This is a genomic window from Alistipes sp. 56_sp_Nov_56_25 (assembly GCF_001915285.1).
GTDB lineage: Bacteria > Bacteroidota > Bacteroidia > Bacteroidales > Rikenellaceae > Alistipes > Alistipes shahii.
Window position 1 is genome coordinate 111,595 of record NZ_MNQF01000001.1, and the last position, 14,556, is coordinate 126,150.

At 55.1% G+C, this 14,556-nt stretch carries 9 protein-coding genes and 1 pseudogene; 7 read left to right on the plus strand and 3 right to left on the minus strand.

Annotated features, from left to right (window positions below; translation table 11 throughout):
* Positions 1-5: 5 nt before the first annotated feature.
* A complete protein-coding gene (locus BHV64_RS00370; RefSeq protein WP_288115447.1) occupies positions 6-770 on the plus strand; it encodes a DUF5040 domain-containing protein in 765 nt (254 codons plus the stop codon).
* A 61-nt stretch (positions 771-831) separates the two neighbouring features.
* On the opposite strand, the gene BHV64_RS00375 is transcribed toward BHV64_RS00370, so the two are convergent.
* Complete coding sequence (locus tag BHV64_RS00375; RefSeq protein ID WP_288115448.1) at positions 832-3,372, minus strand: GH116 family glycosyl hydrolase; 2,541 nt, start codon at positions 3,370-3,372, stop codon at positions 832-834.
* Positions 3,373-3,671: 299 nt separating this feature from the next.
* On the opposite strand from BHV64_RS00375, the gene BHV64_RS00380 reads away from it, so the two are divergent.
* Positions 3,672-7,694, plus strand: coding sequence for a two-component regulator propeller domain-containing protein (locus BHV64_RS00380; RefSeq protein ID WP_288115449.1), 4,023 nt, complete (start codon positions 3,672-3,674; stop codon positions 7,692-7,694).
* 68 nt (positions 7,695-7,762) lie between these two features.
* Here BHV64_RS00380 and BHV64_RS00385 read toward each other — a convergent pair whose 3' ends face one another.
* Positions 7,763-8,836 carry a mannose-1-phosphate guanylyltransferase gene (locus BHV64_RS00385; RefSeq protein ID WP_022061283.1) on the minus strand — a complete coding sequence of 358 codons (1,074 nt, stop codon included), beginning with the start codon at positions 8,834-8,836 and terminating at the stop codon, positions 7,763-7,765.
* Between the two features lie 88 nt (positions 8,837-8,924).
* Here BHV64_RS00385 and pssA point away from each other — a divergent pair, with 88 nt between their 5' ends.
* The 5 genes and pseudogenes from pssA to BHV64_RS00405 all read left to right on the plus strand — a co-directional run bounded on the left by pssA (position 8,925) and on the right by BHV64_RS00405 (position 13,324).
* Positions 8,925-9,644, plus strand: coding sequence for a CDP-diacylglycerol--serine O-phosphatidyltransferase (gene pssA, locus BHV64_RS00390; RefSeq protein WP_217727262.1), 720 nt, complete (start codon positions 8,925-8,927; stop codon positions 9,642-9,644).
* 57 nt (positions 9,645-9,701) lie between these two features.
* Complete coding sequence (locus BHV64_RS00395) at positions 9,702-11,846, plus strand: putative porin (RefSeq protein ID WP_195285448.1); 2,145 nt, start codon at positions 9,702-9,704, stop codon at positions 11,844-11,846.
* A 44-nt stretch (positions 11,847-11,890) separates the two neighbouring features.
* On the plus strand, positions 11,891-12,583 hold the full coding sequence (locus BHV64_RS00400; protein ID WP_168949038.1) for a transglycosylase SLT domain-containing protein: 693 nt from the start codon (positions 11,891-11,893) through the stop codon (positions 12,581-12,583).
* A gap of 170 nt (positions 12,584-12,753) precedes the next feature.
* Positions 12,754-13,014 (plus strand): annotated as a pseudogene (locus BHV64_RS13235) (sigma factor); the annotation flags it as partial.
* A complete protein-coding gene (locus BHV64_RS00405; RefSeq protein WP_138265984.1) occupies positions 13,001-13,324 on the plus strand; it encodes a sigma-70 family RNA polymerase sigma factor in 324 nt (107 codons plus the stop codon). The pseudogene BHV64_RS13235 and the gene BHV64_RS00405, both read left to right, overlap by 14 nt.
* A 55-nt stretch (positions 13,325-13,379) precedes the next feature.
* Here BHV64_RS00405 and BHV64_RS00410 read toward each other — a convergent pair whose 3' ends face one another.
* Complete coding sequence (locus BHV64_RS00410) at positions 13,380-14,549, minus strand: FN3 domain-containing metallophosphoesterase family protein (protein ID WP_256169020.1); 1,170 nt, start codon at positions 14,547-14,549, stop codon at positions 13,380-13,382.
* Positions 14,550-14,556: the final 7 nt, after the last annotated feature.

Sequence of the window (14,556 nt, forward strand, 5' to 3'; positions counted from 1 at the left end):
GAGTTATGAAATTCCGCTGTTTTATAGTATCCGCCGCTCTGTTGTTGTTGTATCCGGCCGCAGCCTGCGGGCAGGCGGGATACACATTCGTATTGACAGGCGCCTCCTTCGCATCTCCTTCCAATACCTGGTTCGAAACCGGCTGCGAGCGCATCGGGGCGACGCCGATCAACCGGGCTATCGGCGGGCAGTCCATTTTATCCACCGTGAAGATGATGCTCGACGGTACGTTGTATTCCAGGGAAGAACTTGAACGGATGGATGCTTTGGTGATCATGCAGGTCCATGACAGGGACGTGTACGTCAGTGAAGACCTCGGTAAAGGTAAATGCTGGGAGGAATGCGCTTCCTGCCTTGAAACGGGAAATTATGCGGAAGGGTTCGATTTTGTCATCAAACGGTATATGTCCGATTGTTACAACCTGCGGGACGACCCGGATTCGAAGTACTACCGTTCCCAATCGGGTAAACCGGCTTTGATCGTCCTGTGTACGCATTGGCACGACGCACGCACGGCTTATAATGAAAGCGTGCGGAAGTTGGCTGCGAAGTGGGGGCTTCCCCTTGTGGAATTCGATGCCAACATCGGATTCTCGCGTCACATGCCGCATCCCGTCACGGGCGGGCAGATCAGTTTGATTTATGCCGACGATACGCAGGTGGTGAATGGAGTGCGGGTCGGGTGGCATCCGTTGCGGGGAAAGGATCAGTACATTCAGCGAAAGATGGCCGCGATATTTGCGGCCAGGATGTCGCAGTTATTGCCGTGACGGATATTCGGAGCCGTTCATGCCGGAAAAGAGGAGGCCTGCACCCTCCTCTTTTCCGGCGTTATAAGTTAACGGTCCGGACTTTCGCTTTTTTGCCGCGCAGCATGCAATGCCGGATGTCGATATTGCCGTAGTAGGTCGTGACGGCCGGTTTTCCGTTTTTCAGTTCCACTGTGCCGAAGCCCCCTGCCGTGGAGAGGAAGGAGGTGAAGTCGCCGTCTGTTGCAGGGTCGATATAAAGCGTTTTGTCGACGGCGTCGTAACGGATTCCCGTCAATGCCTGGAGCAGACTGTAACTCGACATGGCCCGTGCATACCAATGTCCGCATTCATACTCGTTGAACGGATTGCGGACTCGCCCGTCGTACCGGTTCCGGACCGTGCGTATGATTTCCAGCCCTTTCTCCGTTTCGCCCAGAAAGATCAGGTGTGCGGCAACCTGGTATTCGATTCCGGTCCACACTTCGTTGCTGTAAACGAACGGCCGGCTGGGCTGGCCTCCGTGCGGCCAGCTGCAGAGTACAAGCCCTCCGTCGTCGGCCCCCATGGCGAATGTCGGCCTTTGGGGATTTGCATGGTTTTTCATGCTGGGCAGGTAGTTGTACCGGTGTACGGAACGCAAATGCGAGGCTGTTTTTTCCTGATCCATCGGATCGTCCAGCCCTGCGGTGCGGATCATCCAGCCGCCGATGACCCCGTCGGAGAGACAGCCTTTCCCGAACTGGTATTTAGGCCCTTCCTGCATAAGTACGGCTGTTTCCTCGGGCGAATAGCCGCGGTAATAACGTTCTTGTTGCGTGGGGTCCGGAACCTGGAGGTCGGTCCAGCGGATTTCCTGAACGAAATATTCGCCGTTGAACAGTTTCCCGTTCATGTAGGCGAGGCATTTGTGCAACAGCGACTCGTAGCGGGTCGGATCGTCCCGGAACGTTTTGCTTAATTCGACCATTGTGCGGAGAGCCGCTGCGTAAAAACTCATGCTCATGCCTTCCGGTCCCCAGAACTCGATGTCGTATGTATTGTGGTGCGGCTCTTCGATGACACCCTTTTCTTTCGGGTCCCATGTGCGGATGCAATAGTCGATACTCGATTTAATCAGCGGATAGAGCCGTTTGATCCATTCCGTATCCCCGCTGATACGCCAGTCCCGGTAAGCCTTGACGATGCCTCCGAACTGGCCGTCGCATGCCGCATGGAATCCGTGTTCGACGGGACGGATCGGAAGATTCGCCCGGAATGTCTGATGTCCCCGGCTGTCCTGGTCGACCATGAATTCCGTTTCGCGCAGGGTGCGCTCCATGTCGGGAAACAGGTGCGGCAGGGCCTGGACGTAGTTCCAGACATGCGTACATGTGCCGTGGCAGCTTCCGCTCGAATCGTTGTTGCCTTCCCAGCACCATAGCCGGCCGTCGTGTTGCCGCATTACGGTCGGAGATTTCAGGATGGACAGATTGGCGGCTACGGCCTCGGTCACCTCCGGTGGAAGCGTCGACGCGTGGAAGGCTTCCGCAAAAAGCTCCGATTTCTTTCGCAGATCGTCATAGTGCGCTCTCCAATATGCGATGACGTCATTAATGCCTTCGAACCGGGAGGCATACCAGGGTTTATAGTAATACGGGATTCCTTCGTAGTCGGCCGGATCGTAGCAGGGACCCCGGTCCCGGTCGTTGCGGGCGTCGCCTCCGATATGGTTGCCTGATGACGGAACGTACCATGCCAGATGTACTTTTACGGTTTTGCTCTCTCCTCGTCCGAGCTTTAGCGGTACGGCCAGCGAAGCCGCTTTGGCATCGTTTGAAGGTGGATTCGAAGTCAGTTTCCCCTCGCTTATATCCCGCCATGCGAATGTCAGCGGGTCGAACCATACGCTCCGGAACCAGCAGTGGTTGACGACTGTCGCCGGGTCCCCGGTAAAAATGGCGAAATGGCCTTCGACCCATGGTTCCCTGCCGTCGGGGACTGCCTCCTGCGTGAGGATGAAGCCCGTAGCAGTCGGAAGTATCGAGGCTGCCGCCGTCTTGTGGTTCGCAGACATGAAATTATTGTTCGCTCCGTAATAGAATACGGCCTCGACAGCTTCGTCGGACGTATTCGTGAACGTGTATTCCAAGGCTCCGACCGGCAGACCGGAGTTGTCAGCGTCGGTCGGAATAAAGGGACTCCAGCCTGTTATCCGAATGTCTATGGGTATGTCTTGGTCCTGCAGGACGATCTCGGCGAACGGAAAACGGGATGTGAATTGTCCATTGTCGAAACGGGGCATGCCGAGGAGCGTCTGTCCGTTTCCGCGGCCGGATTTGGGGCGTCCGAATTTCTTCCAGTCCGGACATTTGATTTCAAGGACTTTGGAACCGTTTTTCACGCCTTTCAGGTGTATGGCTGCGAACATGCCCGGCTCGTTGAAAAAGTCCATGTGGTGGCGTACGGACATATGGGAGACCGCGCCGGTCCCTTCCAGGCAGAACATGCCGGCTCCCATTCCTCCGATCGGGAATGCCACACGGTCGAGGAATTTGCCGGAATACGGTCCGTTGTAGTTCCGTTGTCCGAAAGCATGGAGGGAGACGCTCAGGCAGAGGATGCAGACGAGAACTTGTTTCATGTCGGTTTGTTGTCGATGTTGAAGTTCGGGGAGGGGTATAGCGGTTGTTGCAAATATAAAGGCGTTTCAGGGCGTCGCATGCTACAATATGCCCAAAGAGTGTTATGAATGTCGACAACGGCGGATTTCACCCGGAATTCGGGATGTGATTGGACATTTGGGTTGTTTTTTGGTAAAATCGGATTTTGAAATTAGGGAATTTAGCTATAATTTTAAATTCGAAATATCTGCTATTGCGATTTCTGTAAATCCCGGATGTCCTGAAGTCGTCTCTAAAGTCTGTCACCTACTTTCTCGATATGAAATTCGTCAATGTATTATTCGTTGTATTGCTTTATTGTACGCATTTGTCGGCGCAGGTTACGCTTCCCAATAATTTGTACTTTACCCATATCGGAGTGGAAGACGGGTTGTGCCAGAATACGGTGTGCTGCATATTGCAGGATCATCTCGGGTTCATTTGGCTGGGAACGAAAGACGGGCTGACGCGGTATGACGGCTACCGGTTCCGGGTATTCAAACACGATGCCGCCGACCCGATGTCGATCGGGAATAATTTCATCCGGGTATTGTACGAAGATGCCGATGGCCTGATCTGGATCGGGACCAATGTCGGTGTTTACATTTATAATCCGGAAACCGAAAATTTCCGGAAATTCGACGTGGCGACGGAGAGGGGCGATGTGATTTCCCGGGAGGTCAGCTCCATCAAATGCGATTCGTCGGGCGATCTGTGGATCGGGGTTAATTGGCAGGGTGTTTTCCGATATGATCGGAGGGACGAATCCCTCGAATTGTATGAACCCGTTCCGGGTGATACGACTTCGCTCAGCTCGGTTCATGTGTGGGATCTGTGTTTCGACGGAGACGGCAATTTGTGGGTGGGCAGCCAGAACGGAGGATTGGACAGGTACGACCGGGAAACGGACCGGTTCGTTCGCCACCGTCTGAAAGGGCTTTCGGATGTCAGCCGGATTGTGCTGGACAAGCAGAATCAGCTGCTTTTAGGTACGATGAAAGACGGCCTGTTTTCATTTAATCCCTATATGGGAACCTGCCAGCCGCTGCTTCTGGATTCCGGGCACAAGGATTTGTTCGTGCGGGCTATCTTTGTCCGCAACAGCCGGGAAGTTGTGGTCGGGACTGAAAACGGCATATACATATATGACTGTGTGACCCGGAAAACGCGGCATGTAAATCAGGAGTTGGGAAATCCCTATTCGCTCTCCTGCAAAGCCGTATATTCCATTTACTGCGATAAGGAGGGAGCCTTGTGGATCGGAACTTATTTCGGAGGCGTCAATTATCTTCCGCCCTCGTCGTCGTTGATTTTCGATAAGTTTTATCCCATCGGCCATTCCGATCGCTTGAGCGGGAAGGCCGTGCGGGAATTCGTCCGGGATGAAAGCGGCATCATCTGGATCGGGACCGAAGATCAGGGACTGAACCGCTTTGATCCCGTATCCGGGAAATTTACTCACTACAACAGCCGTAACAGCGGTCTCTCCTGCGATAACGTTCACGGATTATGCGTGGATGGCGACCGGCTCTATATCGGGACTTTCTTCGGCGGATTCAATATAATGGATCTGAAGACGAATGAGATTGTCGCATTGGGTTCGCAAATGCTTCCCGACGACAGCGTTTTCTCGATATTCCGGGATCACGACGGCCGCATTTGGGTGGGGCTGACTTACGGTCTCTGCCTGTTTCATCCCGAAGACGGGTCGTTCGAACTCGTGAGGGAGATCCCTGAAAATTTGTTCATATACGATATTTATCAGGGAGACGACGGGATCATCTATTTCGCCGCGTATAACCGGGGGGTCATTACCTATAATCCCCATACGGGGAAGTGGGGGCAGGTGGAATCCGGGGATGAAGGCCTTCTCAAACATGTTGTCAGCATCAATGAGGACAGCGCCTTTCATATCTGGTTCGGTACGGAAGGACGAGGTGCGGTGCGCTATACGCCATCTTCGGGCGATTTGACGGCGTATACGACCCGGGACGGACTCCCGAACGATGTCGTGTATAAAGTGATCGAGGATAAAAATAAAAATCTGTGGATCAGTACGAACAAGGGGCTGGCCTGTTATGAACCGCTGTCGGGGAACCTGAAAGTTTATACCTCCGGCAACGGGCTGACCAGCGATCAGTTCAACTATAAGTCGGGATTCAGGGATTTGAACGGCAAACTCTATTTCGGCACGATCAACGGTTTTGTGAGCTTTTCTCCGGAGCAGTTCATAACGAGCTCCAATCTCGCTCCTGTCGTAATGACCGATTTGAAGTTGAACGACCGGTCTTCCGAGATCTGCGGCCCGCGATCTCCGCTGAATGCCTCCATGCCGTATACGGATAAAATCAAACTCCGGTACGACCAATCGCTGTTTACCATAGATTTTGCCATGCTCAGCTACAATGCCTCCAGCCGGAATCAATACCGGTATATCATGCGCAACTACATTGATAACTGGATTGAAATAGAACAACCGAGTGTTACCTTCTCCAATGTGCCTCCCGGGAAATATGTTTTCGAGGTCCGGGGAGCCAATGGAACCGGAATGTGGAACGATCAGCCGGCCCGGCTTGAAATCGAGATTCGCCCGCCATTTTATGCCTCTACGATGGCTTATGTCGTGTACGTGCTGTCCATAGTCGTGATTGTCTGGCTGTATGTCAGCTGGTACGTGCGTAAAACAAGACAAAGGAGCGATTTCGAGATCAGGGAATTGAAGCGGAAGCAGGAACGGCAGGAATACAGGGCGAAGATCGCGTTTTTCACGAATATAACCCATGAAATAAGAACTCCGTTGTCGTTGATCCGGGGGCCTTACGAACAGATCGTCCGCCCGGGGATCAGGCCTTCGGATTATAAGGAGAACCTCAAAATCATGGGTGCCAATATCGACCGGCTGCTGAATCTGTCGAATCAACTGCTCGATTTTCAGAAAATCGACAGAGCGGGATTCGCGCTCAATCGGTCGGATGTGAATTTGAACGATCTGCTGGAAAGATGTATGTTGCAGTTTGCCCAGAAGATGCAGCAGAAGGGAATCCGGTCCTGCGTCTCGGTTCCCGATGACCAGGTCGTGCTCTATGCGGACGAAGAGGCTTTGACCAAGATCGTATGCAATCTGCTGGACAATGCCGTGAAACATGCGCAGAATAGGGTAGGGCTTTGCCTTGAGGCCGCTCCGGAAAGAGACCGGGTCGTCATTTCCATAGAAAACGACGGCGATGCTATTCCCGGAATATACTTCGGGAAAATATTTGAGCCGTTTTTCCAGATAAAGGGCGACGCTAAAGGCGGAACCGGATTGGGCCTGTCGTTGGTAAAGCATCTGGTAGAACAGCATGAAGGTAACATTTCGGTCTTTTCGGATGCATCGTCATCCCGTTTTGTCGTGGACCTTCCCTGGCAGAAGAAAGCAGTTCCCCCCCCCGTCACGGCCGGGACGGATATTCCGCCACGCGGGGAGGGAACGGACCCCGTTCCGGAGATGCCGGCGCTGCTGCGGACTAAAACCGACGGACGGTTATGTCATGTGCTGGTTATCGACGACGATAAGGGGATGCTGGATTTCCTGCGACGGCTGCTGTCGAAATCGTATCGGGTTTCCGTTGCCGACAATGCCGATGAAGCTTTCGGAATGCTGGACAGTGAGGATGTGAATCTTATCATAACCGACGTGATGATGCCTCAAATGGACGGGTTCGAGTTGTGTAAGTTTTTGAAGGCCCGCAAGAATTATTCGCACATTCCGATTGTCATGTTGTCGGCCAAGTCGGACACGGCATCCAAAATAGCCGGGTTGGAAGCCGGTGCGGCCGCATACATTGAGAAACCTTTTTCGGGCGATTACCTGATGGCGCAGATTGCCACGATATTGGAAAATCGGTCGCTGTTCAGGGAAACCCCGCTCATCGGATCTTGTTTTTCCGTAGATCCGAACCGTCTGAATAAAGCGGACCAGCTGTTTTTGAATCGGTTGACGGACATTATAAACAGCAATATATCCGAACAGGATCTCACGGTGAACCACATTGCGCGGTATATGGCGATGAGCCGTTCCAATCTGCACCGGAGAATCAAAGGCTTGCTGCATATGCCTCCTAATGACTTTATCCGATTGATAAAGCTGCAAAAGGCTGCCGAATTGCTGTTGGACGGTGAATACCGGATTAACGAGATTTGTTACATGACCGGATTTAATTCGGCGTCGTATTTTGCCAAGTGCTTCCAAAAACAGTTCGGGGTCTTGCCCAAATATTTCGTAAGCCATATGAAGAAGCGCTCGGGGAGCGGAGAGAAATGATCAAATCCGGATCGGCGCTGCCGCCGGTCCGGATTTTTTGCATGACTGCCCCGTTTCTGGACGAGGAATCAGATGTGCTTGTCGCCGTTGTGGAACTTGACTTCGTCGATGAATTTCTTGATGTTCTGCTCCTCGGAGCGGGGGCAGACCATCAGCACGTCGTCCGTGTCCACGACGATGTACTCCTTCAGTCCGCTGATCACGGCGATCTTGTCCTTCGGGAGCGAAACGATCGAACTGCGTGTGTCGTAGAGGTAACAGCCCTCTTCGGGCACGGCGTTGGCATAGCGGTCCTTGCGCGAATGCTGGTAGACCGAACCCCATGTCCCGACGTCGCTCCAGCCGAACTCGCCGCAGCGGACGTAGACGTTGTCGGCCTTCTCCATGATGCCGTAGTCGATCGAGATGGCGCGGCACTCCGAAAAGGCGATTTCCACGACGTTGCGCTCGGCGTCGGTTCCGATGGCGCGCATCACGCCGCTGAAGAGCGCGTGGTGCTCGGGGAGGTATTTCTCGAAGGCCTCGACGATCGAGCGCACCTTCCACACGAAGATGCCCGAATTCCAGTAAAACTCACCGGATTGCAGGAACACCCGCGCCAGTTCGATGTCGGGCTTCTCGGTGAAGCACTTGACCTTGCTGATGGGCTTGTCGTCCGAGACCTGGATGTAGCCGTAACCCGTGTCGGGACGCGTGGGCTTGATGCCCACGGTCATCAGCGCGTCGTGCTCCGAGGCGAAGTCGAGACACTCGGCGATGATCGCCCGGAAGTCGTCTTCGTTGAGGATCAGGTGATCCGCCGGGGTGACGATCATTTCGGCATCGGGATTGCGTTTCAGCAGCGTGTAGGCCGCATAGGCCACGCAGGGGGCCGTGTTGCGGCCCACGGGTTCGCAGAGCACCTGTTTTTCGCCGATTTCCGGGATGTGTTCGAGAACCAGGCTCTTGTATTTATCGTTGGTCACCACGAGGAAATTCTCCGCAGGAACCATTTTTGCGAAGCGTTCGTAGGTGTGGCGGATGAAGGATTTGCCTGTCCCGAGAATGTCGAGGAACTGCTTGGGCATCGACTGCCGGCTCTTGGGCCAGAAGCGCGTCCCGATGCCGCCCGCCATGATGACACAATATTTATTGCTTGACATGAGTTATTATATGGAGTTAACTTCGACAAAGATAAAAATATTTTAGTAACTTTGCCGCCTATTGGAAAATTAAATTTTCGCCCCGGCAATGAAAATCAAACTCTTCACGATACCCAATCTGCTGACTCTGTCGAACCTGTTCTGCGGTTCGGCGGCGGTGGTTTCGGCGCTGGTTTGGGGCGACCTGAAGCTGGCCTTCGGCCTGATGGTTCTGGCCGCCGTGTTCGACTTTTTCGACGGCTTCGCAGCGCGTCTGCTCAACCAGAGTTCGCCCATCGGGCTGCAACTCGATTCGCTGGCCGACGACATCTCATTCGGACTGGCCCCGGCGGCGATCATGTATTCGCTCTATCAATGGATGCCCGGCATCTGGCTGCCCGAAGGGTATCCGGGGCTGGCCGTTTTCGTCTTTACGGCCTGCGCCGCGTTGCGGCTGGCGAAATTCAATATCGACGACACGCAGCGCACGGAGTTCTGCGGACTGCCCAGCCCGGCGGCGGCGATGCTCTGCGGTTCGCTGGGGCTGTTGTTCGAGACCAGCGGACTGGAGCTTCCGCGCGAGGCGATTTCTGCCATTGCCGTGGTCGTGGGACTGCTGATGATCTCGAATTTGAGGATGTTCGCCCTCAAATTCCACGGCTTCGGCTGGAAAGGGAACGAACTGCGCTACGGATTCATCATCGCGGCCGTCGTGACGGCCGTCCTCCTGCGCGGTTACGCCGTGCCGGCGATCATCGTGCTGTATATCCTCGTTTCGCTCGTGCGGGGGCTTGCCTGCCGGACAAAAGGCTGTGGGAAAGCCGAATAGTTGTATATTTAAAATTTTTTAATTACATTTGCCGCGGATTTCCGCTCTTTGGCTGACATGTCGAGATTTTCGAACCGCATATTGCTGACGCTCCTGCTCGGTCTGTTTTTTGCAGCGCCCGAGGCGGTGCGCTCCCAGGGCTTCGATGCGAAGACCTTGCAGCGCGCGCAGCGCAACGGCCAGACGGGTAACCTCTACGGCAGCAATCCCTACGAGCAGACCGAAGGCGAGGAGGGCGAGAACCAGCAGCCGCAGGACACCACCAAGAAGGAACGGAAAATCCGCAAGCCGCTCGAGTCCTATTTTTTCAATGACTCGATCCGCGCGCTGAACAACTTCAAATGGCACGTGAGCCGCGATTTCAACCGCGTCGAGATCGGGCCTTTGGACACCACGCTGACCGATTACCGGATCGACTATCCGTTCTACCGGGAGGACGTGGGCGACATCGCCCAGGGGGCTTTGGGCCAGACGTCGCTGCCGTTGAACTATTTCCGGCGTCCGCAGTTCTTTGACTTCAGTTTTGCGAGTCCCTACTACGCGTACACCTACAACATGGAGAACGTGCCCTTCTACAACACGAAGAAGCCGATGATCCGGATGAATTACGCAGAGTCGGGGCAGAAGCGTTTCCGTGAGGAGAATTTCGGCATCATGCATGCGCAGAACATCTCTCCGACGACGGGTTTCAACATCGACTACAAGGCGCGGGGCACGCGCGGCCAGTACGTCTGGTCGCGGACCAAGAACCACAACCTTGCGGTGGCCGTCAGCCACACGGGCAGGCGGTATTCGGTCCATGCGGGCTACTACAACAACCACATCGAGCAGCAGGAGAACGGCGGCGTGGTCGGCGAGTGGGCCATTGCGGACACGACGTTCGAGATGCCTTCGGGCGTGCCGATGCGGCTGGCCGACGCCGAGGCCAAGAACCTCTACCGCAACAACGCCTTCTTTGTCACGCAGTCCTACGGCATCCCGCTGCAACGGCTCACGGAGAGCGATTTCTCGATGGCGAACCTCTCGGCGGTGTATATCGGCCATTCGTTCGAGTACAGTTCGTGGAGCAAGGTCTACACCGACAGGAACGAGCCTTATACGAATGAACGGGACCACCGGGACGAGAACGGCGATTTCGTCTCCGCGGAGGGGCATTATTACGATAACTGGTTCATCAACCCTGCGGAGACGCGTGACTCGATCTACGAGCGGAACATTTCGAACCGCTTCTTCGTGCAGGCGCAGCCCTGGGACCGGAACGGAATCGTGGGGACGCTCGACGCCGGCATCGGCATCGACATGCACACCTACTCGCAATTCGAACTGAAAGATTACCTGACGGGGAAGTACACGAAGGTCAACAAGACGAGTTACTTCTTTTACGGCTCCGTCAGCGGAAAGATAAAGAAATATGTCGACTGGGACGGAAACCTCCGTTTCTACCCGTCGGGATACAGAGGCGGAGATCTCTCGATCGGCGCGCACCTCGCGCTGAAAGGCTATCTGCGCGGACACCCCCTGATTCTCGAAGGCCGGTTCTCGATGGACCGCCGCTCGCCGACCTACTGGCAGGAGAATCTGTTCTCTAACCATTATATATGGAACACTCCTTTAAGCAAGGAGAATGAAACTCGGTTCGAGGTCAAGTTTTCGGTTCCCGATTTCGCGTTCGAAGCGGGGGCATGGCAGGGAGTCGTCTCCGACAAGATTTACTATGCGTCGGACAGCAACGTCGCCCAGCACAGCGGCAACGTCAGCCTCACGAGTGTGTATGCTCGCAAAGATTTCCGTTTAGGCGGACTTCATTTGGACAACAGGGTATTGTTGCAGTGGAGCACGGATCAAGATGTTGTACCCGTTCCGCTTTTGAGCGCCTTCCTGTCGTATTACTACGAATTCTGGGTCGTGCGCGATGTGCTGCGCCTGCAGATCGGTCTGGACGGACGCTATAATACCAAGTATTATGCGCCCGGTTACAATCCGGCTCTGTCGGTGTATTACAACCAACGGGAGGTCGAGACGGGGAATTACCCCTATATGGACGCTTTCGTCATGGGAAAGTGGAAGAGAATGCGGATATTCCTGAAATATCAGCATGTGAACAAGGGACTGTTCGGTAACGGAGAATATTTCTCGGCGGCTCGCTATCCGCTCAATCCGGGCATGTTCAAAATCGGTATCTCATGGGGATTCTATGATTGACGTGCTGTTCTGCGCGGTGTAAGCTGCCCGCAAAACAACATTTTATGTTAAAAAAGACCGTATTAACGTTTGCGTTCTTAACCATTCTTACGACATTTTACGGCTTCAACGCCCAGTTCAGCGCACCCGCGACGGACGACGCACTGGACGCACTGGCCGAGATGCACCACTCGCTGCTCCCCGAGGGCAGTTACGTCATTTCGGCCTACGACAATCTGATTCGCAACATCAGCGAAGAGGAGGGCCACGACTGGCGCCTGATGAGCGCCATCGCCTACCACGAATCGCGCTTCACGCCCGACATCACCTCGCGCAGCGGGGCCCGCGGCCTGATGCAGATCATGCCTTCGGTGGCGCGTCAGTTCGACGTCCCCGCGGCCGAGATCACCGATCCGAGGACCAATATCTGGTTGGCCAACAAACTGATGTCGAAGATCATGTCGTCGCTCCGTTTTCCGGAAGGGACACCTGAAAAAGACCGCATGAGCATCATCCTGGCCTCGTATAACAGCGGTATCGGCCATGTGAACGACGCCCGCCGTCTGGCCCGCCTGAACGGGGAGAACCCCAACTCGTGGGAGGTCGTGGCCCGGTACCTTACGCTGAAGGCCGAGCCGGAATTCTACGAGAACGAAGTGGTCAGATGCGGACGATTCACCGGCAGCCGGCAGACGCTGGCCTACGTGAACGACGTGATAGGACGCTACGACAGATACTGCCGCATCGCCGGAAGGTAACGGCGGCAGGATAAATTAAAGGCAGGACCCGCAAGAGCGGTCCTGCCTTTTTTGTGCCTGTGCCCCGCGCAGCGGGGACAGGATGCCCTGCGGTGTGGAATCTACTCGAAGACGGAGATAGTTGGCGGCAGTCCAAATTTTGCAATTTCCCGAATTATCGCTATATTTGAATGATTCGGAGTATTCCGACATATTTTGAGAAAACTGTGGAAAACCATTCGGCGTATTTTCAGCAACTATTCCGCGATCACTATGAACCCTTGTGTGCACGGGCTTTTCAGATGGTCCATGACCGCAAGGCGTCGGAAGACATCGTGCAGGATGTCTTTCTTGCCTTGTGGGAACGGCGGGAGGAGGTGGACTTCGACCGGCCGCTGCTGCCGCTGCTGTTTGTCGCCGTGAAGAACCGTGCCATAGATTTGCTGCGCTCCAAAAAATGGCGGGGGGGGGGAATCCGGACTGGACGAGTTGGATGTCTGTATTCGTACGCTTGTCGCCGACCATATCGAAGAGGAGTTCCAGTTATCGCAGTTGAGCGAGGAGATCGACTGCTGCATTTCGGGACTTTCCGAGCAGTGCCGCCGGGTGTTCCTGTTGAGCCGCACGACAGGCCTGAAAAACCGGGAGATCGCCGAGCGGCTCAACATCAGCGTCAAGACCGTCGAAAAGCATATTGGGGCGGCGCTCTCCCAGCTTCGGCTCCGGCTCAGCCGCAGCGGATTTCTGCGGCTTTTCCTCTGAAAAACAGAAGATGCCCTGCACCGTTTCGGTGCAGGGCATTGTTTTTTCCGCCTCGTTAGCGGAGTGGGAATTCGTGTGTGTGTGCGACGCGTCCGCCGGGACCGACGATTCGGATCGCGATTCGGTCGCCCGTCATGTCGCACCGTATGTAGCTTTGATTGCCGTTGACCACGACCGGGAACCGAACTTCGTCGTTTGCCGGGTGGAAGCCGTAGCGGTGCGTGTGGCCGGAGAACATGATATTGATGCCGGCCTCGTTGAGGATCGGCAGGAACAGATTCCGGAGGTGGTTGCTGCCGTGCCACGTTCCGCCGTCGAGCGGAATATGGAGAAAGACGACGCGTGCCGAGGCGTTGCGGAAGGTTTTGGAGGCCACCGCCCTGCGGAGCCATTCGCACTCTTCGCGGCGATAGGCGTCGTAGTCGGCAAGCCCTCCGTATTCGATGTCCGTGTCAGGCTTGTCTTCGCCGCAGTCGAGCAGCAAGAAACAGACCGATCCGACTTTGCAGAGTTGGTAGTGACGGCCGTTGCGCGTCGGGAAATAGTCGTGCAGACGGTCGGCGAAGACGCCGCGCGTCTCATGGTTGCCGCGGTTGTAGAGTATCGGGGTCTCCGAGGCGTAAAGGTTTACCGAGGCGTCGATGAAATCCCGGAACAACTGCTCCTCATTTTCAATGCTGTTGGACATGTCGCCGTTGAGCATTACGAAGTCGTGTTTGCCGAAATCGATTTCCCGGCACAGTTCGGTCATGTCGTCGGCGCGTCCGTGGATGTCGTTCAGGATGACGAACGAACAGTCGGTTCCCGTTGCCGGGAATGTCCGGAACCGGAACGGTGCGCGTTTGTAGACATTGCTGGCAACGGTCCTGCCGTAGAGGACGTTGTCTCCGTGTTTCCATTCGAGTACCTCCTGCGAGAAGATGCGGTAGCAGTATTTCGTTCCGGGACGCAGGTTGTTCAGCCGCACGGCGTGCAGTGTCTTGTGCGCCTGTTTGCGGCCCGCAACGGTTTCGTAATGGCGGGTATGTTCGGCGGCGTAGAAACTGCGTCCGTCGTCCTCGGTTGCCTCGACCCATGACAAAGCGGGTTTGTTGGTAGTCCACAGGACGGTTACGCCGTCTTCGGTCATGTCGCACAGCCACGGGCCATGCGTGATCTTGAAATCCTGGGCCGGCAGCGTCAGTGCCGCTGCCAGCCCGAGGAGTGTGAATAGCAGTTTTTTCATCTTCCGA

What these genes read in the sequence shown, in the direction of transcription:
- BHV64_RS00370 (WP_288115447.1), top strand. Translation starts at nt 6, where the DNA reads ATGAAATTCCGCTGTTTTATAGTATCCGCCGCTCTGTTGTTGTTGTAT.
- BHV64_RS00375 (WP_288115448.1), bottom strand. Translation starts at nt 3,372, where the DNA reads ATGAAACAAGTTCTCGTCTGCATCCTCTGCCTGAGCGTCTCCCTCCAT.
- BHV64_RS00380 (WP_288115449.1), top strand. Translation starts at nt 3,672, where the DNA reads ATGAAATTCGTCAATGTATTATTCGTTGTATTGCTTTATTGTACGCAT.
- BHV64_RS00385 (WP_022061283.1), bottom strand. Translation starts at nt 8,836, where the DNA reads ATGTCAAGCAATAAATATTGTGTCATCATGGCGGGCGGCATCGGGACG.
- pssA (WP_217727262.1), top strand. Translation starts at nt 8,925, where the DNA reads ATGAAAATCAAACTCTTCACGATACCCAATCTGCTGACTCTGTCGAAC.
- BHV64_RS00395 (WP_195285448.1), top strand. Translation starts at nt 9,702, where the DNA reads ATGTCGAGATTTTCGAACCGCATATTGCTGACGCTCCTGCTCGGTCTG.
- BHV64_RS00400 (WP_168949038.1), top strand. Translation starts at nt 11,891, where the DNA reads ATGTTAAAAAAGACCGTATTAACGTTTGCGTTCTTAACCATTCTTACG.
- BHV64_RS00410 (WP_256169020.1), bottom strand. Translation starts at nt 14,549, where the DNA reads ATGAAAAAACTGCTATTCACACTCCTCGGGCTGGCAGCGGCACTGACG.